The organism is Terriglobus sp. 2YAB30_2 (assembly GCF_052114765.1).
GTDB lineage: Bacteria > Acidobacteriota > Terriglobia > Terriglobales > Acidobacteriaceae > Terriglobus.
This window is the reverse complement of the sequence record NZ_JBFRFJ010000007.1, coordinates 164,856-183,907: the sequence shown is the minus strand read 5'-3', so window position 1 is coordinate 183,907 and position 19,052 is coordinate 164,856. Positions and strand designations below refer to the sequence as shown.

18 protein-coding genes and 1 pseudogene are annotated in these 19,052 nt (G+C 58.1%); 15 read left to right on the top strand and 4 right to left on the bottom strand.

Annotation, left to right across the window (positions count from 1 at the left end; translation table 11 throughout):
- Positions 1 to 45: 45 nt before the first annotated feature.
- Positions 46 to 1,779 carry a GWxTD domain-containing protein gene (locus AB4Y89_RS12740; protein ID WP_442301307.1) on the bottom strand — a complete coding sequence of 578 codons (1,734 nt, stop codon included), beginning with the start codon at positions 1,777 to 1,779 and terminating at the stop codon, positions 46 to 48.
- A 220-nt stretch (positions 1,780 to 1,999) separates the two neighbouring features.
- Here AB4Y89_RS12740 and AB4Y89_RS12735 point away from each other — a divergent pair, with 220 nt between their 5' ends.
- Complete coding sequence (locus tag AB4Y89_RS12735) at positions 2,000 to 3,385, top strand: efflux RND transporter periplasmic adaptor subunit (RefSeq protein ID WP_442301306.1); 1,386 nt, start codon at positions 2,000 to 2,002, stop codon at positions 3,383 to 3,385.
- Positions 3,386 to 3,465: 80 nt separating this feature from the next.
- The gene (locus AB4Y89_RS12730) at positions 3,466 to 4,218 is read left to right on the top strand and encodes an ABC transporter ATP-binding protein (protein ID WP_442301305.1); all 753 of its coding nucleotides are present in this window, start codon (positions 3,466 to 3,468) and stop codon (positions 4,216 to 4,218) included.
- Between the two features lie 131 nt (positions 4,219 to 4,349).
- Here AB4Y89_RS12730 and AB4Y89_RS12725 read toward each other — a convergent pair.
- Positions 4,350 to 5,081, bottom strand: a pseudogene (locus tag AB4Y89_RS12725) (YoaK family protein); the annotation flags it as partial.
- A gap of 169 nt (positions 5,082 to 5,250) precedes the next feature.
- On the opposite strand from AB4Y89_RS12725, the gene lpxD reads away from it, so the two are divergent.
- From lpxD to AB4Y89_RS12700, 5 genes are all read left to right on the top strand, one after another.
- Positions 5,251 to 6,270, top strand: a complete 1,020-nt coding sequence (gene lpxD, locus AB4Y89_RS12720; protein ID WP_442301304.1) for a UDP-3-O-(3-hydroxymyristoyl)glucosamine N-acyltransferase — start codon at positions 5,251 to 5,253, stop codon at positions 6,268 to 6,270.
- 33 nt (positions 6,271 to 6,303) lie between these two features.
- Entirely contained in the window at positions 6,304 to 7,116 is an 813-nt protein-coding gene (locus tag AB4Y89_RS12715; RefSeq protein ID WP_442301303.1) for a response regulator, read from the top strand.
- Between the two features lie 448 nt (positions 7,117 to 7,564).
- Positions 7,565 to 8,593 (top strand): zinc-dependent alcohol dehydrogenase family protein, encoded by a 1,029-nt coding sequence (locus AB4Y89_RS12710; RefSeq protein WP_442301302.1) that lies wholly within the window; start codon positions 7,565 to 7,567, stop codon positions 8,591 to 8,593.
- A 17-nt stretch (positions 8,594 to 8,610) separates the two neighbouring features.
- On the top strand, positions 8,611 to 9,489 hold the full coding sequence (locus AB4Y89_RS12705) for an intradiol ring-cleavage dioxygenase (RefSeq protein WP_442301301.1): 879 nt from the start codon (positions 8,611 to 8,613) through the stop codon (positions 9,487 to 9,489).
- A gap of 124 nt (positions 9,490 to 9,613) precedes the next feature.
- Positions 9,614 to 9,970 (top strand): cupredoxin domain-containing protein, encoded by a 357-nt coding sequence (locus tag AB4Y89_RS12700; protein WP_442301300.1) that lies wholly within the window; start codon positions 9,614 to 9,616, stop codon positions 9,968 to 9,970.
- A 48-nt stretch (positions 9,971 to 10,018) separates the two neighbouring features.
- Here the strand turns inward: AB4Y89_RS12700 and AB4Y89_RS12695 are convergent, their stop codons facing one another.
- On the bottom strand, positions 10,019 to 10,177 hold the full coding sequence (locus AB4Y89_RS12695; RefSeq protein WP_442301299.1) for a hypothetical protein: 159 nt from the start codon (positions 10,175 to 10,177) through the stop codon (positions 10,019 to 10,021).
- Between the two features lie 174 nt (positions 10,178 to 10,351).
- On the opposite strand from AB4Y89_RS12695, the gene AB4Y89_RS12690 reads away from it, so the two are divergent.
- The 5 genes from AB4Y89_RS12690 (at position 10,352) to AB4Y89_RS12670 (ending at position 14,730) form a co-directional block, all read left to right on the top strand.
- The gene (locus tag AB4Y89_RS12690) at positions 10,352 to 10,987 is read left to right on the top strand and encodes a hypothetical protein (protein WP_442301298.1); all 636 of its coding nucleotides are present in this window, start codon (positions 10,352 to 10,354) and stop codon (positions 10,985 to 10,987) included.
- Positions 10,988 to 11,031: 44 nt separating this feature from the next.
- Positions 11,032 to 11,673 (top strand): dTMP kinase, encoded by a 642-nt coding sequence (gene tmk / locus AB4Y89_RS12685; RefSeq protein ID WP_442301297.1) that lies wholly within the window; start codon positions 11,032 to 11,034, stop codon positions 11,671 to 11,673.
- Positions 11,674 to 11,678: 5 nt separating this feature from the next.
- Positions 11,679 to 13,055: a cytochrome P450 gene (locus tag AB4Y89_RS12680; protein ID WP_442301296.1), complete on the top strand. Its 1,377-nt coding sequence runs from the start codon at positions 11,679 to 11,681 to the stop codon at positions 13,053 to 13,055.
- A 35-nt stretch (positions 13,056 to 13,090) separates the two neighbouring features.
- Positions 13,091 to 14,203, top strand: a complete 1,113-nt coding sequence (locus AB4Y89_RS12675; RefSeq protein ID WP_442301295.1) for a DNA polymerase III subunit — start codon at positions 13,091 to 13,093, stop codon at positions 14,201 to 14,203.
- 143 nt (positions 14,204 to 14,346) lie between these two features.
- On the top strand, positions 14,347 to 14,730 hold the full coding sequence (locus tag AB4Y89_RS12670; RefSeq protein WP_442301294.1) for an Hfq-like protein: 384 nt from the start codon (positions 14,347 to 14,349) through the stop codon (positions 14,728 to 14,730).
- On the opposite strand, the gene AB4Y89_RS12665 is transcribed toward AB4Y89_RS12670, so the two are convergent.
- Positions 14,727 to 15,716 (bottom strand): L-threonylcarbamoyladenylate synthase, encoded by a 990-nt coding sequence (locus AB4Y89_RS12665; protein ID WP_442301293.1) that lies wholly within the window; start codon positions 15,714 to 15,716, stop codon positions 14,727 to 14,729. The genes AB4Y89_RS12670 and AB4Y89_RS12665 overlap by 4 nt on opposite strands.
- Positions 15,717 to 15,771: 55 nt before the next feature.
- Here AB4Y89_RS12665 and AB4Y89_RS12660 point away from each other — a divergent pair, with 55 nt between their 5' ends.
- The 3 genes from AB4Y89_RS12660 to AB4Y89_RS12650 all read left to right on the top strand — a co-directional run bounded on the left by AB4Y89_RS12660 (position 15,772) and on the right by AB4Y89_RS12650 (position 19,052).
- Positions 15,772 to 16,371 (top strand): class IV adenylate cyclase, encoded by a 600-nt coding sequence (locus tag AB4Y89_RS12660; protein ID WP_442301292.1) that lies wholly within the window; start codon positions 15,772 to 15,774, stop codon positions 16,369 to 16,371.
- A gap of 24 nt (positions 16,372 to 16,395) precedes the next feature.
- On the top strand, positions 16,396 to 17,601 hold the full coding sequence (locus tag AB4Y89_RS12655; protein WP_442301291.1) for a nucleotidyltransferase domain-containing protein: 1,206 nt from the start codon (positions 16,396 to 16,398) through the stop codon (positions 17,599 to 17,601).
- A gap of 143 nt (positions 17,602 to 17,744) precedes the next feature.
- A complete protein-coding gene (locus AB4Y89_RS12650) occupies positions 17,745 to 19,052 on the top strand; it encodes an NCS2 family permease (RefSeq protein WP_442301290.1) in 1,308 nt (435 codons plus the stop codon).

The following is a 19,052-nucleotide window of genomic DNA, read 5'->3' as shown; positions in this document are numbered from 1 at the left end:
CCTTGGGCCCAGCTATGCAGCTTTCCGGCTTCCTGACCTGCAATATTACTCCACAACAAACGGCGCTGACTCAGCAATTTGCTGCTTTGAGACGCCGTCATCCACCTTGATGGTTACCTGGTACTTGCCAGGCTGCAGGCTGGCAAGCGGGACACTTTTCTCCAACGTTACCTGGTCGGCATGCGGATTCAGCTTCGCTGTCTCCTCTGTCGCATCCAGAAGTGCTTTGTTATTCGATAGATCGGTGATCTGGTACTCGATCTTGGCGCTGTTGACCTTGCTCTTTTCGTCGATGCCAAGGTTGTAGACCTGCATCCAGAAATTCAGGCTCTGGTCGCGCTTGAAGGTAACCGGAACTCCGGAACCAGCCGAGACACGCGGGCGGATACGGGTATTCCCGATTACAAAGTTGCCGGTGCTGATCTCGTGAGTACTGACCCGCTCCATCTTGTCAGCCAGAATCAGGCTGGAGGCCGCCAGGCGGTCGTCGTCGAACTTCGGCACGTTTACGCTGCGCTTCCAGGTGCCGATGTGGTCAGGATTATTGACATCCTTGATCGCGATGTCCACCTTATATAGTCCCGGCTTCAGCGGCAGCGACTTCCAATACACCGAAACGTTGTCCTGGGTCTTCGGCAGCAGTTCGCTCGGAACCTGGATGCTGACCGTATCTTCGAAGGTCTGCACAACCTTGTGATTCAGGTTGGTTACGCGGCCAAGAATATTGACCGTACCCGTCGACACGCCATCCTTGTTGGAGAAGGTTACGTCGCGGTTCTTCACCTGAAGCGTCAGGGGAACAAGCACTGTCTCGTTCGTCACCTTCACGTAGTCCGTACGGACATCAAAGAGGAACGGAGGTCCGTTCAGAATGGTCGACTTGGTTAGATACTGTTCCAGATCCTTGAATTTGATCTGCGGAGCCGCCATCAGCTTCGCATACGTATTCAGACGGTCGAACTGCTTGGACTGGTTCATGGAGCTGCGGGGTCCGAGACCAAGCTGCTCCATACCGCCCTGCGTAAAGCGGTCGGTCTTGCTTCCCTGCCCCCACTGCTCATACAGCGTGAGACCGGCGCCGGGAACCATCTTCAGGGCGTCCTTTTCAGAACGGTCGATGGTCATGTGATAGTCGCCGCACATGCAGGTATCGACAAATTCGATATCGATGTTGTCGCCGACACCCTCAAGATAGCGGTAGTGCCAGGTCTCAAACGGGTAGGTCGAGGTGGAACCGCCGCCCTCATCGATGGGACGTTCATACTGTCCGCCCGATGGGTGCGAATCGATGCTGTCCGGTTTGCCGTAGGCAATATAGATATGGCCACGGTCGGTCTTCCAGCCAGGCTTACCGGCGGCGAAGTGCTCATTCGCGTAAGCGATGCGCTGGTAGTGCTCTTCGCGATATTCGTTGTCGGGCGAATCCGGGTTCGGATTACGGCGCTGCCAGAAGGCTTCGATGAATGCGTCGCGCTCTTCGTCATTCGAGAGCTGCTTGAACGCCTGCAGTTCCTCGTCCGTGATGATCCAGACGACGTCCTGATCGAGCCACTTCTTGTATTCGCCCTTGATTTCTTTCTTGAGGTCCTTCTGCTGCTGAAGGCGCTCGCGGTCAGAGAGACGACGCTTCAATGGGTCGGGATGCTCCACGACCTGCGGCTTGGCAGCAGGGCTATTGCTGTCACCGGACTGAGCGTCCTGTCCATAGGCGACTGCTCCTCCGACTGTCGCAGAAAAAACTAAACTTGCGCCGAGCAGAAGGAAACCACAGGTCTTCATAACGATGACAACACTCCGATGAGTTGTACGCCCCATTTTAGTGCGGTTTTCGACCGAACTCAACCTGCAAGGAGTACATCCGTTTGACGCCCCGCTGGTATGATGGTCACCATCCTTACCGGTAATGCGATTTGTGCATGGAGCTTTTTTCGAAACCATGAAACCAATCCGCATCCGGTTGCGTACTGAAGCTCTGCAGAGGTTCCCGCGAAAATCGCCCATGAGCGCAAAAAAAATCGTTGCCATTCTTGCTGTTGTCCTTGTTCTTGCGACTGTCGTCGTCGCTTCCATTGCGAAAAGCCGTTCCGGCGTTACACCGGTAGCCACAGCGAAGGTCACCCGCCAGGAGCTTGTCTCCATCGTGAGCGGTACCGGCCAGATCAAACCAAAGACCTATGTAAATGTCGGCGCCACCGCCTTCGGCCGCATTACGCACCTCTACGTGAAGGAAGGCGATCACGTGAAGAGGGGCCAGACGCTGGCGTCCATCGAGAGCGTTCAGCCTGAGTCGGCCGTTGCTGCCCAGACCGCGAACATCGCTGCGGCTAAAACCGATCTCAGCTCTTCGCAGGCCGCAATTAAGACCGCCGAGGCAAACGTCATCCAGGCAAAGGCTGATCTGACTCAGAAACGTTTTGATTACAACCGTTTTGAGCAGCTCTACCAGGAAAAACTCATCTCCAAGCAGGACTACGACGCCAAAAAGGCTGCCTACGAGGTAGCTGTTGCGACCGTGGCGCAGCGCGAGGCCTCACTGAACCAGTCGAAGGCACAGGCAGACTCCTCCGCCAGCAAGATTCAGCAGGCGGTCGCCAATCAGCGCGCCAACTTCGACACGCTGGATAAGACCGTCTCCCGTGCGCCCTTTGACGCCCTTGTCACCAACGTTCCCGTCCGTGAGGGCGAGACCATGGTTACCGGCATTCAGAACGCCCTCGGTTCCACCCTGATGACTCTGGCTGACATGTCGGTCATCACCGCGGAGGTTAAGGTCGATGAGACCGACATCGTGAACGTGAAGATGGACCAGACCGTGAACGTGACGATCGATGCGATGCCCGGCCGCAGCTTTAAAGGTCACGTTACCGAGGTAGGCGACCAGGCGCTGCTGCGCACCACCGGCATTGCTACCTCGCAGTCGACCACCGGCACCGAAGAAGCCAAGGACTTCAAGGTGGTCGTCACCCTCGACGAAGTCTCCGACGATCTGAAGCCCGGTCTCTCCTGCACCGCCAAGATCACAACGGCGAAGGTGGAGAACGCCCTCAGCCTGCCGATCCAGGCCCTGGTACAGCGCGACCCGGCCATTGAGAGCATCTACGCCGCCACAAAGAAGACCACCGAGGCGGCAACCAAAGCAGCAGGCCTCAAAGCCAACCCGATCCAGGGGGTCTACCTTCTGGAGCCCAAGAACGGCAAGCCGGCTGTGCGCTTTGTCCCAGTCGCTACCGGAGTTACCGGCGCAACCGAGATTCAGGTACTCTCTGGCCTCAAGGAAGGGCAGGAGATTGTAATCGGGCGCTTCAAAGTACTGCGAACTCTTAAGTCAGGCATGACCGTAAAGAGAGACAATACTCCGGAGACGCCCGCCGAGAGCGCCTCGTAGGTAACTCGTAGGTAGATTGGGGGAACCATTCCCCTCTTGCCAGCGTACAAGCACGCATACGACGATTGGAGAGTAACCACATGCTGACGGAGACCCAAGTGGAACCCACCCTGACCCCGAACGCCGAAGGTCCGCACGACGGAGAAGTCATCGTTACTGACGACCTGTGGAAGACCTACGTCATGGGTGAGCAGGAAGTTCATGCCCTCCGCGGCGTCAACCTCCGCATCCGTCACAACGAATACGTTGCGATTATGGGTCCCTCCGGTTCCGGCAAGTCGACCTTCATGAATCTGATCGGCTGCCTGGACTCGCCAACGCAAGGCCGATACTGGTTGAACGGACATGATGTCTCCCAGCTCGACGATGATGAGTTGGCTCGCATCCGCAACAAAGAGATTGGGTTCGTCTTTCAAACCTTCAACCTGCTGGCCCGCGCGACGGCACTCCACAATGTCGAGCTGCCGCTGATCTATAACGGCACGCCGGCTGCGGAACGCATCGAACGCGCCAAGCAGGTGCTGGAGTCTGTCGGCCTGGGGACCCGTATGGAGCATAAGCCGAACGAGATGTCCGGCGGTCAGCGTCAGCGCGTCGCCATCGCACGAGCTTTGGTCAATTCACCTTCCATCATCCTGGCCGACGAGCCGACCGGTAACCTCGACTCCAAGACCGGCGATGAGATCATGGCGCTGCTCGATGAGTTGCATGCCCGCGGCAATACGATCGTCCTGGTCACGCATGAACCGGATATCGCCGACTTCGCGCATCGTATCGTCACCATCCGCGACGGTCAGATCGCCAGCGACAATGAGAGCAGCCGGGTTCGCTAAGACGCAGGCATTTTCAGGACAAAGGGTGGGCCGATGGCTCACCCCTTTGTTCTGCTCCCTGCGATGACCCCACATGAGCTTCGCGTATGTGGGGCACCGGCTATGGCTGCTGAGAATTTAGACCGTCACCGCAGCCGCTGCCGCAGGTCATCCGTGATCGGAACCACCGCCAGAAGCACCAGAACAAATGCCAGCGGAAGTGTCGAGATATACCCCACCTGCTGAAACGAGATCGCTCCCGCCAATCCGCCCAGGAAAAATAGACCCACCAGGCCGATAAGAATCCGCAGCTTGGCTATGTCTCCGGTAACGGGATCGTCTTTATGCCGGCTCCAGTAGAGGAACTTCCCCAGCTCGATGCCGGCATCGGTCACCATGCCGGTGACATGCGTCGTGCGGATCTCTGCCCGCGAGAGCTTGGTGATGATCGCATTTTGCAGTCCCATGATGAAGCACAGCAGCACGACCGTTCCGGAGACAAAGAACCATTCATGCCGTACCAGGCGATTGCCCATGATGCCGAAGCACAGCAGCAGCATGGCTTCAAGCATGAGGGGAAAGGCATATTGGCTGTGCAGATTGCGCCGCCGTCCCCAGTTGACCAGCAACGCCGTGCAAGCCGCGCCCATAAGGAACGAGGCCAACGATCCCAATCCGGCTAACGCCAGTCGCACTTGATGGATGGCGAGGTTGTCGGCGATCGACGAAACGATGCCCGACATGTGGGAGGTGTACTGACCTACCGCAAAGAGGCCACCGGCATTGGTGGCGCCGGCGACAAATGCCAATAGAAAAGCGAGCCTGAGATTGAAGATCCGGTCTCGGTCCTTCCCTGTCAGCCGCCTGAGAAATGGTATTGGCACCGTGCGATCTTCCCCGCATCCATTAGAGCATTTTCCCTATTTGGCAGGCCCGGAAGGAGTGTGCAGCGGCGTTTTCATCGCGGAAAACGCCATAGATACGGAAGCCCTGCTCTACACCTACAGGGAAACGCTCTATCCAACCTTTCGCCTAACTTCTACAATTTCCAGCATGAAACTCTTAGCCATTGCAGAGGCGCTTAACGCCACGCTTGTCGGCGATGGTGATGTCGAGATCACCGGTCTGGCAGGAATCGAAGAAGCAGGCCCTGGCGATCTGACCTTTGTCGCCAACCCGAAGTATGCGTCCGCCGCCCGCACAACCAGCGCCTCTGCCGTGCTGGTGGATCCTAAGTTTCCAGAGATCGAAGCGGCAACATTGCGGACCGCAAATCCGTATTACGCCTTCGCCCGCGCAATCGAGCTCTTTTACACCCCTCCTCGGTATGCGCCGGGAGTTCACCCTACAGCCGTCATCGATCCAACCGCAACCATCGGCGAAGGAGCGCATATCGGCGCCTACGTGGTCGTCTCTGCCGATGTGACCATCGGCGACCACGCCACGCTGCTGCCTCATACGGTGATCTATCCGGGGGTGACGATCGGTGACCATTTTTTCGCACATGCCCATGCCGTCGTACGGGAGGATTGTGTCCTGGGTGACCACGTGACCCTGCAAAACGGCGTCGTTCTGGGAGCCGACGGCTTTGGATTCGCGAAAGACAGCGCCGGGAACTGGCACAAAATTCTGCAGTCGGGCCCGGCAGTCGTGGAGGACTACGTCGAAATCCAGGCAAATGCGACGGTGGACCGCGCCTCGATCGGTGAAACCCGCATTAAAACCGGGGCAAAAATCGACAACCTGGTACAGGTAGGCCACGGTTCCTCGGTCGGAGAACACACATTGTTGTGTGCGCAGGTTGGCCTTGCGGGATCCACCAGAGTTGGGAAAAATGTCATCCTTGCCGGACAAGTAGGTGTTGCAGGTCACCTCCATGTGGGCGACAATGTCATCGCTACAGCACAGACCGGTATTCCGAGCGATGTGCCGGCGGGTAAAGTGGTCTCCGGATATCCAGCCATCGATAACCGACAATGGTTGAAATCTGCCGCGATCTTCAACAAGCTCCCCGAAATTATTCGAGAACTAAGAGGAAAGAAAGAACTTTCCGATACCTCCGGCAACCAGTAAGCAACACCGGGTCTCTAAGGAAGGGAGACACCGATGGCCAACGACACAATGGACGAACTCCAGCAGGAAGTTTCCGCGCCCACGCTGGTACGCGTGCTTTTGCTGGATGACGAACCGGCAAACCTGCTGCTGCGTACCGCTATCCTTCGCAAGAATGGGTACCACTGCCTTCCTGCCTCAACGGTAGAGGAGGCCAACGAACTCCTGGACCAGATTGACGTCGCGGTACTGGACTACCACCTCGGCCATGGCAAGTTTGGCACCGAGGTCGCCATTGAGCTGCGGCGCCGCCGGCCGGAGGTCCCAATTGTCATCCTCTCGGCCACTCTGGAACACCGCTTTGGCGGACCGGAAGATATGCACCTGCTCAAGGGCTACTCCTCTGTCGACGATCTTCTACATGCTCTTGCATCCTTTTCAGCAAAGCGCCGGGGAAAGCCGGTCGTGGTCGATGCGCGTGACTTCTTTTACGAACGCATCTCCATGGCGCTGGGCGATGACATTCTGGTGCAGATTCTGGATACCGACGGGACCTGGCAGTACGTCAACGAAGCCGCGGCGGACTATCTAGCCCATCCGCGAGAATGGTTTCCAGGCCGCAACATGTTTGTCGAGATGCCCAATCTACTGCGCGACTGGCGCAGAGTGATTGCGACCGTCTCGACCACACGCGAGACATATATCGACCGTACCCGCCGGGGGCTGCTCTCGGTTCCAAAACCTGATGAACGGCCGGGGACCTGGTCCATTCTCGCGTTCCCGATGACCCTCCACTCGGGAGAGACCGGTGTGGTTCTAACGGCGCGAGTTCTTGAACGAAGCACGATGTCGAACGGCGCCGCTTGAGCGAGGGCGTGTCATCCAACTCCTGTCGTCAGAGCATTTCCCCTGTTGCTGGGTATCCCGGCAGTGTCGTGCAGCGGCGTTTTCATTGCGGAAAACGCCCATAGATGCGGAAGCCCTATATGACACCTACAGGAAAAATGCTCCAGCGTTGCGAGCGCAAATTTGTCCATACGAGGCGGAGGCCGAAGGCTGTGGCGGGTCCTCAGTCGAGGCCGACAACGAAGTATGGGCAAATTTGCGCCGCAACCCGAAGGGCCGGGGCAGATTTTCTTCACCCCAGCCAGCAAAGCTGACTGGGGACCCCGATTTCCCGATCTCTTCGTCACTCGTCGTTCCAGCAGGCCGGCTACAGTTCCCTCCTCGCCCCTCGATCTCGTAAAAATCTGCTCCCGGCGCTGACTGACACGAGTTGGATGACACGCCTGGAAACCATCTGAGACCAAGCTGTATGCTCGCGCATCCCATGGGCATGAAGGCATGGCGACTGACCGGGTTTGGACTCGATTCTCTCAAGCTGCAGGACGTACCCGATCCTTCACCCGGTGAGGGCGAAGTCCTGGTGCAGGTCCATGCGGTTGCACTGAATTACCGCGACAAACTGCTTGTGGATGGCAACTATAACCCTCGCCTTGAGTTCCCCATCACCCAGGGAGCTGACGCCTGCGGCACGGTGGTTGGGCTTGGACATGGGATCTCCCGGCTTCGCCTTGGAGATCGCGTCCTCACGCAGTATGCAACTCACTGGGTTGACGGTCCTGCCCAGGGCAAGGAATCACTCTACAGCCTGGGCAACGTCTACCAGGGAGCTTTGGCGAAGTATCTTGTTCTGCGGGAACAGGCTTTGGTCAACGCGCCTGCCCATCTATCCAACGAAGAAGCGGCGACACTGCCCTGCGCCGGCGTAACAGCATGGCAGGCACTGGTCGAAAAAGGGAACCTGCAGCCAAACGATACGGTGTTGCTGCAGGGAACGGGCGGAGTCTCTCTCTTCGGCCTGCAGATCGCCCACGCCATGGGGGCAACGACCATTGTCACCTCCAGCTCAGAGCTCAAACTCCAGGGCGCCCAGAGCCTTGGAGCCGATTTCACCATCAACTACCGACGCACGCCCGACTGGGAAAAAGAGGTTCTTGCACTCACGCAGAAACGCGGCGTCGACCAGATCCTCGAAGTCGTCGGCGGGGAAAATCTTGCTCGCTCTCTGCGCGCTCTGCGGCCAGAGGGACAGATCTCTATCATCGGTGTTCTGGAGGCTGCCGACGCTCGTCTTCCGTTATTCACCACGATTCAAAAGCTTGCTGTCATTCGCGGCATCTCCACTGGCCCCCGCGTTGCCCTGGAGCGATTTATCCGCCACTACGAAGACTGGGGACTGCATCCGGTCGTTGATGCTGTCTACGAGTTCAATGACACGGTTGCGGCCTATCGTCATCTCGAACAGGGTCCCCTCGGGAAAGTCGTCATCCGCATACCGTAAAACCCGTCTTAAGAGGCATGAAGCTTTCGCATCGCCTCTGGAGCCGCCGGCGACTACTCTCCACCGCAGCCGCCACCTCTGCCGCAAGGCTCTTGCGCCCCAGCCGTCTTCTCGCAACAGAGAACACTGCCTGCCATCTCACTCCTGAATTGACGGTCGGCCCTTACTATGTCGACTACGAACTGCTCCGCAGTGACATTCGGGAAAACAGGCCCGGCCTGCCGCTCCATCTCTCCATCGTTCTTCTGAACGCGCGCACCTGTGAACCGCTTTCCAACGCCGCAGCGGACATCTGGCACTGCGACGCAGCCGGGATTTACTCCGGCTACACCAAAATGAATCCTGACAAGATGGACTTTGGTCCGGGTCGACCTGGCGGGTTTGATGGGCCGCCGCCAACGGGAACCTTACCGCAAGGCCCGCCGAAAGATGGGGACCATCGCGCCCCACCGCCGATGCACACGACGGACCACCAAACATTCCTGCGCGGTGTACAGATCACCGGTAAGGACGGAACGGTGAAGTTTCTCACCATCTATCCCGGATGGTACGTAAGCCGGGATACACACATCCATTTGAAGGTCCACACCGGCGGCCACGGCGATCATGGGAAGTACACCTCAGGGCACGTCCGCCACATCGGGCAGATCGCCTTTTCCGATGCACTCTCAGATCAGGTCGCGCTGCTGGAGCCGTACGTCAGCCATAAAGTTCCACGCACGCATCTCGCAGACGATACGGTCTTCCATGGAGATCTCTCCGGGATCATGCTGCACACCACCCAGGTCAACCCGGCACGTCTGGCCGATGGCCTGCATGGAACAATTACTTTTACAGTCGATCCGGAAGTTGAACCCGGGCCTGAGGGCTTTGGAGATCGGCCGCCGTCACAGTAGAGCCCTGTGGGTGTGACGTATGGCTGCTGCATCTATGGACGTTTTCCGCAATGAAAACGCCGCTGCACGCCTTTCCGGAATCCCCAGCAGCAGGAGAAATGGCTCTAATAGCTATACTCAACCCATGCAGTTTCAGAAAGCCGCAGCCCTTTTCCTTCTTCTCATCGCCCTCGCAGGCTGCCGCTCTCGCTACATCGCAACCACCATTACGAATGACACAGCGAGTCCCGTCAGTGTCGTACAGGTCGATTATCCTTCGGCCAGCTTCGGTACGCAGTCGCTCGCTCCGGGACAGACTTTCAGTTATCGCTTCAAGATTCAGGGTTCCGGTCTGGTGAAGATGACTTGGCTGACTGCCGACCGGCAGGAGATGCACGCCAACGGCCCCACACTGTCGGAAGGTCAGGAGGGTCAGCTCGCCATCCATCTTCGGACGAATGCCGACCCTACCTTTGCCTTTACCTCTCTTAACGGACGATAACTAGCCCTTAGTCCGGACTAGACCTTGTGTCCAAAGACCTTGTGTCCACTAGACTTCGCGTCCATGTGCCCGCGGCTGCCGTCTCCGCTGATGGATTCCCGCACTCCCACTCATCTTCGGATGATCGCTCTGCTTACTCATGAACACGTACAGCAGGAAGAGCACCACTAACAGCGGCAGCAGCATAAAGAAGCCATAAAAAATCATGGCGACACCTCCCTAACTCATCCCTGTTTATAAGACTCGCCTCACCCCGCCGTCGTTGCTCTCTGAAAAGTCATCCTCTTGTCCAGCGGTTGTACTCCAGCCTCGATGATTCGCGGTCTTACTGTGTACCTCGCTGTAAAGGACACACGCGTATCTTGTTGAAGCTCTACCGTCTTGCTCTTTGTCTCTTTCTCGCCGGCACGGCACTCACGACGTCTTCTTCAGCGCAGGCAACCGCCACGGCGTCCGCAACCTCAAACCGCCGAACTCTTCGGCGGGGTTTCGAAGGTGTACACCGGCATACAAGGCCAGAACACAAGCTTCACCGCCGGTGGAGATTTCATTCTTCGGCGTTTCGCCGGGTTGGTGCCATCGGCCGAAATCCGCGGCACGTACGCCTTCCGGAAAGGCAACGTTGCCGCCGAGAAGAATATCCTCGGCGGCATCAGACTCACGCGGCAGTTCAGTTCCGTTCATCCTTACGTTGATTTCCTCGCCGGACGCGGCTCCATCAACTTTCCCAATAACTACACCTACGGCAGTACCACGTATGAATATGTTTCCGGTACCGTTCTGTCTCCCGGAGCCGGTATCGACTTCTCCGTCAATTCCCACTGGTCGGCCAAACTTGATTTCCAGTACCAGCGTTGGAGTGTACCCGTCACCGGTTCCGGATCGATCTACTCCAGGTCCGCCACGGCCGGCGTAGCGTATCGTTTCAACTTTGAGTCACTTGGCCGCCGCCACAAGAAGACCCGCGATTACAGCGACTATCACACCGCAAGCAGTCAGAAGGACGATCATCAGTAGGCGCTCGCGCAGTATGTTTTTCCGGAATCGAATACACTTGCCCCATGCCGCGCGGCTTTTTTATTACCTTTGAGGGCCTGGACGGCTCCGGAAAAACAACGCAGCTCAGGCTGTTACATAAATGGATGGCCGAGCAGGACCGTACTGTCACAACCCTGCGCCAGCCTGGGGGGACGAAACTCGGCGAAGGCATCCGCGAGCTGATCGTCAGTTCAAAGGGAGAGGCCGCAGTAGGCCCCATCGCCCCCTTCACCGAGCTCGCACTGATGTTTGCGGATCGCGCACAGTCCATCGCTGAGATTATCCGCCCGGCTCTTGACCGCGGCGAAATTGTGCTCTGCGACCGTTACACCGATTCCTCCGAGGCGTACCAGGGTGGCGGACGCGGCCTTGGCAGCGAGACCATCCTCGGTCTGCACCGTCTGCTCTGCGGCAACCTGCAGCCGGATCTTACGGTTCTGCTGTTACCGGATTTCAACGCTTCCCTTGCCCGGGCTCGACGCCGCGACGGCGATGAGTCCCGCTTCGAGCAGGAGCACAACGACTTCTTCCAGCGTGTCTGGGATGCCTATAAGGTCATCGCCGCCCGAGAGCCCGGGCGTGTCGTCCTGATCGAAGAGAATGCCTCCATCGATGAGGTACATGCGACCATCCTTGAGGAAGTCACGACCCGGCTCTTTTCCTGATCCAGATGAACGGTCCGGCCACATTCCCGATCGTCGAACGCGGAGCGTATCGCTTCCCTCCGGGCCTGCGTCATAATCTGCCCTTTTACATGGGCCGCAAGCCGTGGGCGAGGATTGGGCGCCCCATTCTGCTCTTCGAGCATCTGGCGAAGACCTACGGCCCTGCGACCCACTATCGCATGATGGGCACTGACATCCTCTTCCTCAATCATCCGGACTTCGTCCAGGAGGTGCTCGTCACCCAGAGCGGCAATTTCATCCGCGAGCGCACGCTGCGCCGCATGAAGATCCTGCTGGGTGAGGGCCTGCTTACGAGCAACGATCCGGTTCACATGCAACACCGCCGCATCGTCGCACCTGCTTTCCATCGCCAGCGGATTGCGGCCTATGCCGATGAGATCGTACGTTCGGCCGCTGCGATGGCTGAGCGATGGAAATCAGGTCAGGTGATCGATATCGGGGCAGCCATGATGGAGCTTTCGCTTTCAATCGTTGCCCGAACGCTGTTCGCCAGCGAGGTCACAGAAGATGTCCGAGCCATCAATCATGAGACCCATGCCATCATGCGTCTCTACAACCTGCTGGTAATTCTGCCCAGGCTCGAAAGCTACCTGCATTGGCCTCTTCCCGGCGTGACCCGGTTCCGCAAGGCGCGGGCGCACCTTGATTCGGTTGCTTATCGCATCATCCGTGAACGCCGTGAAGATCCCGAAGATCGTCACGATCTTCTTTCCATGCTGCTGCTTTCACGGGATGAGGATGGCAATTCCCTCTCCGATGAACAGGTGCGCGATGAGATGCTGACGATCTTCCTCGCCGGCTACGAGACCACAGCGAACGCACTCACGTGGACCTGGTATCTGCTCTCACAGAATCCGGATGCTCGCGAGCAGATGCATGCTGAACTGGACCGAGTTCTGGCAGGCCGCACGCCAACCCTGGCTGATTACGCGAATCTCACCTACACGCAGCAGGTCTTCTCCGAATCCATGCGCCTCTATCCGCCGGCCTGGGCTATGGGACGCGAAGCCTCTATCGATGTCGAACTCGGGCCTTATCGTATTCCCGCGGGATCACATGTCTTCTTCTCCCAGTGGATCATCCACCGCAGCCCGGAGTTCTTTCCCGATCCATTGCGGTTTGATCCGTCGCGACACACGGACGCAGCCAAAGCAGCACGTCCCCGGTTTGCCTACTTCCCGTTCGGAGGAGGCTCCCGTCAGTGCATCGGTGAAAGTTTCGCGTGGATGGAAGGAATCCTTGCCCTGGCGACCATCGCACAACAATGGAAGCTAAATCTCGTGCCGAATCAGCGGATCGACGTGCAGGAGAAGATCACACTGCGGCCGCGGTATCCCATTCTGATGACTCCGCAGAGGTAAAACTTTTCCGTCGCTAAGGACGGTAAAATCTGACAGTGGACTTCTCCAGCTTTATTGGAAACGCACCCGCTGTCGACCAGCTTCGCTCTGCTATCGCCGCAGGCCGCCTTCCACATTCCATGATCCTCGCCGGGCCGAAAGGCGCCGGGAAGTATACGCTTGCCATGCTGTTGACGCAGGCATTGCTCTGCCGGAACCAGCCCCGCGAAACTCTTGCCAACGGTCGGGAGGCGGCGCTCGCTTGCGGAACCTGTGCCAACTGCACCCGCATCGCGGCAGCAATGCCGCTCGATACTCTGGTCGACGAAGCCGTAGCGGCCCGGGAAGAGCTGCGCGAGACAGATAAGAAAGAGACGCGCGTTCTGATTCAGACGCATCCCGACGTGCTGATCATTCCTCCGGACCCTCCTCAGTTACTGATTAAGGTCGGTCAGATCCGCACACTGATCCACTCCGCCTATCGCGCTCCCTCGGAAGCCAAACGTAAGGTCTTTATCCTCACGGCCTCCAGTTTTATGAAAGAGGCGGCGAATTCCCTTCTGAAGGTTCTGGAGGAGCCGCCCGCCTACGCGCATTTGATCCTGCTGGCCGATAACCCGGGCGAACTTCTGCCTACGATCCGGTCTCGCTGCGCCATGGTGCGCCTCGGAGCCCTGCCTCCCCACGAGATCGAAGGTCTGCTGGCCGCGGAGCATCCGGATTGGAAGCCTGCGCAGCGTCAGCTTGTCGCTCGTCTGGCACAGGGAGCCGCCGGCCGTGCCCTCAACTTTGATCTTGGCGCCTTCACTGCCGCACGCCAGGATGCGCTCGTCATTCTACGGAACGCCGTAAACGATCCCGACCATACGGCTCTGTTCAAAATGACGGAAACCTATCGCGCCGGTGCAGAGGGTCAGCAAAAGACACAGGATCTGCTCGGCGCCCTATCTTCGCTGCTGGAAGACTTGTTGTTGCTCCAGGCAGGAACGCCGGAGATGATTCGCAATATCGATCTGATCGCCGAGTTGGAACGAACTGCCGCAGCCGTTCCCTTCGAATGGATCGAAGCAGCCTCCCGCGCGCTTGATCAGGTGCAGTCAGGCATGCGGCGCAACCTGCTGCGTTCTCTCTCCCTCGACTCTTTTGCGACACAACTTGTGGTACGGTAACGTACAAAAAAATCGCCAAGCCATGCGACCTTCGTTAGACTGGACGCATCCCTATCTTTAAGAGCTCCAGTTAGTCGTTTCTTCTTGTACGCGGACGCGCTGAGCCGTGGGGTTCGCTTTGCTGTATTGGAATCTGCTGCTTTATGAGTGATCAAACCACCATCCCGACCGTCGATCAGACCTTCAATGGCAATCGCAAGCTAATACGCCCTTCCCTGGTAGGCCGTATGCTGCGTCGCGGCAACGTGCGTCATGAAGAACCGCTCTCGAATGCGGCACTGCAGGAGAATCATCATCCCGGCGAAAGCAGTCACGCCGAAGCCTTCTACTTCCAGAAGCAGATTCAGCAGAAGACCGAGATGGTCGTCGTACTCGAAGACGGCGAACGGCTGGATGGGCAGATTGAGTGGTACGACCGTGGCGTCATCAAGCTCTGCACCACATCGCGGCAGCGGGTGCTGATCTACAAGTCATCGGTCAAGTACATCTATAAAGCCAGCGAAGTTCCTACGTCGACCCTTCTTTAACTCACTCGGGCTGCCTTCCGCAGTCTGTCCAGAAGAGCTGCTCCGACTCCCTGTTCCGGCGGCAGTGGACAGACGATGGAGGTCACTCCGCGGGCATCCAGGTCGCGCAGGCCGGCAAAGAGCCGGTGCGCCATCTCCTCCGGTGTGCTTCCCCAATCAAATGTCTGTCCCCCGGATGTCCACCCTGTGGGTAACAACACACCGGTCTGCTCTGGTTTCAGCGAGGCCACTATCTCCTGCAGTTCCGCTTGATCCCTGACCAGCACGACCCGGGCCCGAGGAGCATAGTGACGGATTCCCACTCCCGGGGAGGGTAGACTCTCCGGGCTTTGCGTCATCGCCGGCGGCTCATACCGTACGGCAGGCCCCGCAGTCTCCTCAAGCATCTGCAGCGTCACAGCGCCTGGCCTGTAGACCACCATCGGAGTCTGGCACGGGTCGACGACCGTCGACTCCACCCCAACTTCGGTTGCGCCACCGTCGAGAACGGCGTCGATACGGCCTTCCAGGTCCTCCAGGACGTGCGCGGCGCTCGTCGGGCTGGTTCTTCCGAAGCGATTGGCGCTGGGAGCGGCTACGGGGACGCCTGCCTCTCGAATCACCTGCAACATCACGGGATGACGCGGCATCCGGACCCCCACCAGAGACCGACCGGCTGTCACCAGGTCCGGAACGGCATCGGACTTCGGCAGCAGCAGCGTTAGCGGGCCTGGCCAGAAAGCCTTCATCAACCGAAGGGCCGCGGGAGGAATCTCCCGAACGACAAGCCGCAGCATCGCCTCATCGGCCACATGGACGATCAGGGGATCCCATCCCGGACGTTCCTTGGCCGTAAAAATCTTAGCGACCGCCTTTGGATCGAGAGCGTTCGCACCCAGCCCGTAGACCGTCTCAGTCGGTAAAGCAACCGTCCCGCCTCGTCGCAGGATCTCCGCTGCCCGGGAGATACCGCCGGCGGTTTCCTGAAGCCGTTCTGTTGTTCCCACAAAATCCACCTCCTCATCGTAGCTTCCAGCGGACAAACAGGCCTATACTTCCACCATGTCCTCAGCCGAGATCGAGCTGAAGTTCGCTGTCCGTTCTTCGGATAAGCTCCGTGCCCAACTTCCTTCTCTCGGCCTTACGCTGCTTACTCCTCGCACGTTCGAGCAGAACACGCTTTACGACACGCCAGGTCGTTCCCTGCGTGAGCAAAAGCAGATTCTCCGTATTCGCAGCTATGACGGCCGATGGACGCTGACCTACAAACGCCCTCCAACCGACGACAACCTGCTCGACCTGCGCTTCAAACTGCGCTATGAGACGGAAACCGAGGTGGCCAATGGCCCCGCTCTCGGTGAAGTCTTTGAGCATCTGGGATATCTGCCCGCCTTCCGGTACGAGAAATACCGAGAAGAATGGCTGCATGCGGAGAGCGGAAGCCATGTGGTGATTGATGAGACTCCGATCGGCACATGGGCGGAGCTCGAGGGCTCTCCCGCTTGGATCGATGCCATGCTCGCCGGCCTGGGGATTCCCTCAGAGGACTCGACTACTGAGAGCTACGGCAGGCTGTTTCTCTCATGGAAAGAACAGACCGGGCATCCAGCGGAAAACCTCACCTTTGAAGAGATTGCCCTCGATACAGTCCCGGGCCGCTAACCTCCTCGTCCACAGCATCGAACTTTGGCAGCTAAAATAGGCATTGTGTCAGGTAACAGGGGCCATTCGCCGAAAACGCCGTTTCTACAGCAGCAGAGCGTTGCATTCCAACTGGCGGTGGCGTGTTGTGCCTGGCCGCTTGATATGCCGCGTGTAGAGCGGCTTGCGGACGCTCAGGCGGAGTGGTCTGAATTCCTTGCTCTGGTTAAACGCCATCGCATCCCTGGTTTAGCGCACCGCGCGCTGAAGCCGGTGACCAGAATACCGGAACAGGTGCATCAGACACTTTCTGCCCGGGCCCGCGCCAGCATCCTCGGAAACCTTAGCTGCATTGCCCTTCTGTCGCAGTTGGACAAGCAGTTCAGTAATAGCGATATACGGTATGCCGTCCTCAAAGGAATCCCGCTGAGCCAGCAGCTTTACGGCGACAACTCAGTTCGCCAGACTCGCGATATTGACCTTCTGGTCGCTCCTGATGATTTCGAAACCGCGGAGAGCATCTTGCTGCAAGCGGGCCTGAAACGCGTGGAGCCGGATAGAGAGCTAACGCCACAGTTACGGAAGGCGTGGTTTAACCTGCGACATCACTTCTCTTACGTCTACCCCAAACATGGAATTACGGTAGAGCTTCACTGGCGTTTGTTTGACAATTCCGACATCGACCCGGGCCCTCGCGTCCTTCAAGAACTGGAGCAGGTGGAAATTTCGCCAGGTATCTCTTTCCCGGTATTGCGTCGCGAATCGCTTCTGCCACATCTGATGATGCATGGCGCCAGCCATGCGTGGTGCCGGCTCAAATGGCTCTCCGATGTTGCGGCCCTGCTCGCCGATTTTTCCATAGATGATCGCAAGCACCTTCTTCAGCAGGCCAGTGACCAGGGAGTAGAACCGGCTTTCCGCCAGGCGATAGGGGTATGTGAAGCCCTGGAGCTACTACCGTCCTACGATACGGCCCCAGCAAGCGCCACTGAACGATGGTTAACCTCGGTCGCTCTTCACGGCCTGCTACAGGATGAACCTTCTCGTGGCAATTTCCAGGTCCGCCATCTGATGCTTTCAAGATATCTATTAAGTCCGCGTCGATCGTATCGTCTGCAGGAACTTAGAGTGCACGCATTTTCCGCCGATGACTGGATGATGTTTCCTTTGCCCCAGTGGCTTACCTTTGCTTATCCCCTATTTCGGGCACCATTCTGGCTCATCCGCCGTTCTCTTTACGCACTCCGATAACGGCAAGAGGCTGCACCTCGTACGCGTTGTCTTATCGCGCAAATCATGAGTGAGACCAAGCGCACCGCCCCGGCTACGTTTGCGTCCGATATGATGAACGCATCGCACCATAGACATTTTTTTCAAGAGGTACCGCCGCCCGCATGCGAGCTGCGCTCGAACGCTACTTTCAGTTTCATGAGCTGGGGACCGACTGGCGCACGGAGATTCTGGCCGGTGTGACGACCTTCGTCACCATGGCCTATATCATCTTCGTGAACCCGTCCATTCTGTCGCAGACCGGCATGCCTATCGCGGCGGTCACTATCGCCACCTGCCTTTGCGCGTCCTTTGGTTCCATCCTGATGGGGGCACTGGCCCGCTATCCGCTGGCGCTGGCGCCCGGTATGGGGTTGAATGCCTATTTCACCTATACCGTCTGCCTGAAGATGCATGTGCCATGGCAGACGGCCCTTGGCGCTGTCTTTCTTTCCGGCATCATCTTCCTTCTGCTCACCCTTGGCGGCATTCGCCAGTTGCTCATCACCGCGATTCCCCGCGAGCTGCACGCAGCTGTCGCTGGAGGGATCGGGCTGTTTATCGCTTTTATCGGGCTGCGTAATGCCGGCATTATCGTGAGCGATCCTGCAACGGCAGTCACGCTCGGCAATCTGCGCTCTCCGCAAACAGCACTCTCGCTCTTCGGTCTGATTCTGATTGCGGTGCTGCAGGTACTGCGCGTACGTGCATCGATCCTCATCGGCATCGCCGGAACCATGCTCACCGGCTTCATCTTCCACCAGGTGCACTGGCAACCCGGTCACGCAAGCCTTTCCGCTATTCGTCAGACGGCCCTTCATCTCGATATTGCTGGAGCATTGAAGCTCAGCGGCGTCGAGATCGTCTTTGTATTTCTCTTCGTCGATCTCTTTGACAACATCGGCACCCTGCTTGCCGTTACGCAGAAGACAGGCCTGATTCCTGCTTCCGGTGTAATTCCGCGGGTGCAGCGTATCTTCTTCGCCGATGCCATTTCCACAGTGGCGGGTTCACTGGCTGGAACCTCCACCGTCTGTTCCTACATCGAATCCAGCGCGGGTGTCGCCGCCGGGGGGCGTACCGGCATCACTGCGATTACGACCGGCCTGCTGTTTTTCGCATCCATCTTCGTCGCTCCACTAGTCGGGGCAATCCCGGTTTCCGCCACCTCTCCGGCGCTCATCATCGTCGGGGCGCTTATGCTCGGCAGCATCGGGGAGCTCGACTGGCATGATCCGCTAGTTGCAATTCCAGCATTTCTCACGCTCATTACCATCCCGCTGACCTATTCCATCGCCACCGGACTTGGATTCGGCGTGATTGCTTTTGCCGCACTACGATTGTTTAGCGGCCGCGCGAAGAAGTCGGATTGGTTACTTTACCTGCTGGCGACCGTCTTTCTGGTCAGGTTTATTTATCTCGCCGCGGGTTGA

Bases quoted from the DNA above. Each gene is read 5' to 3' on its own strand.
- AB4Y89_RS12730 (WP_442301305.1), top strand. From the start codon at position 3,466: ATGCTGACGGAGACCCAAGTGGAACCCACCCTGACCCCGAACGCCGAA.
- AB4Y89_RS12660 (WP_442301292.1), top strand. From the start codon at position 15,772: ATGTCCTCAGCCGAGATCGAGCTGAAGTTCGCTGTCCGTTCTTCGGAT.
- AB4Y89_RS12715 (WP_442301303.1), top strand. From the start codon at position 6,304: ATGGCCAACGACACAATGGACGAACTCCAGCAGGAAGTTTCCGCGCCC.
- AB4Y89_RS12705 (WP_442301301.1), top strand. From the start codon at position 8,611: ATGAAGCTTTCGCATCGCCTCTGGAGCCGCCGGCGACTACTCTCCACC.
- AB4Y89_RS12710 (WP_442301302.1), top strand. From the start codon at position 7,565: ATGCTCGCGCATCCCATGGGCATGAAGGCATGGCGACTGACCGGGTTT.
- AB4Y89_RS12735 (WP_442301306.1), top strand. From the start codon at position 2,000: ATGAGCGCAAAAAAAATCGTTGCCATTCTTGCTGTTGTCCTTGTTCTT.
- AB4Y89_RS12650 (WP_442301290.1), top strand. From the start codon at position 17,745: ATGCGAGCTGCGCTCGAACGCTACTTTCAGTTTCATGAGCTGGGGACC.
- AB4Y89_RS12670 (WP_442301294.1), top strand. From the start codon at position 14,347: ATGAGTGATCAAACCACCATCCCGACCGTCGATCAGACCTTCAATGGC.
- AB4Y89_RS12700 (WP_442301300.1), top strand. From the start codon at position 9,614: ATGCAGTTTCAGAAAGCCGCAGCCCTTTTCCTTCTTCTCATCGCCCTC.
- AB4Y89_RS12695 (WP_442301299.1), bottom strand. From the start codon at position 10,177: ATGATTTTTTATGGCTTCTTTATGCTGCTGCCGCTGTTAGTGGTGCTC.
- AB4Y89_RS12680 (WP_442301296.1), top strand. From the start codon at position 11,679: ATGAACGGTCCGGCCACATTCCCGATCGTCGAACGCGGAGCGTATCGC.
- AB4Y89_RS12740 (WP_442301307.1), bottom strand. From the start codon at position 1,779: ATGAAGACCTGTGGTTTCCTTCTGCTCGGCGCAAGTTTAGTTTTTTCT.
- lpxD (WP_442301304.1), top strand. From the start codon at position 5,251: ATGAAACTCTTAGCCATTGCAGAGGCGCTTAACGCCACGCTTGTCGGC.
- tmk (WP_442301297.1), top strand. From the start codon at position 11,032: ATGCCGCGCGGCTTTTTTATTACCTTTGAGGGCCTGGACGGCTCCGGA.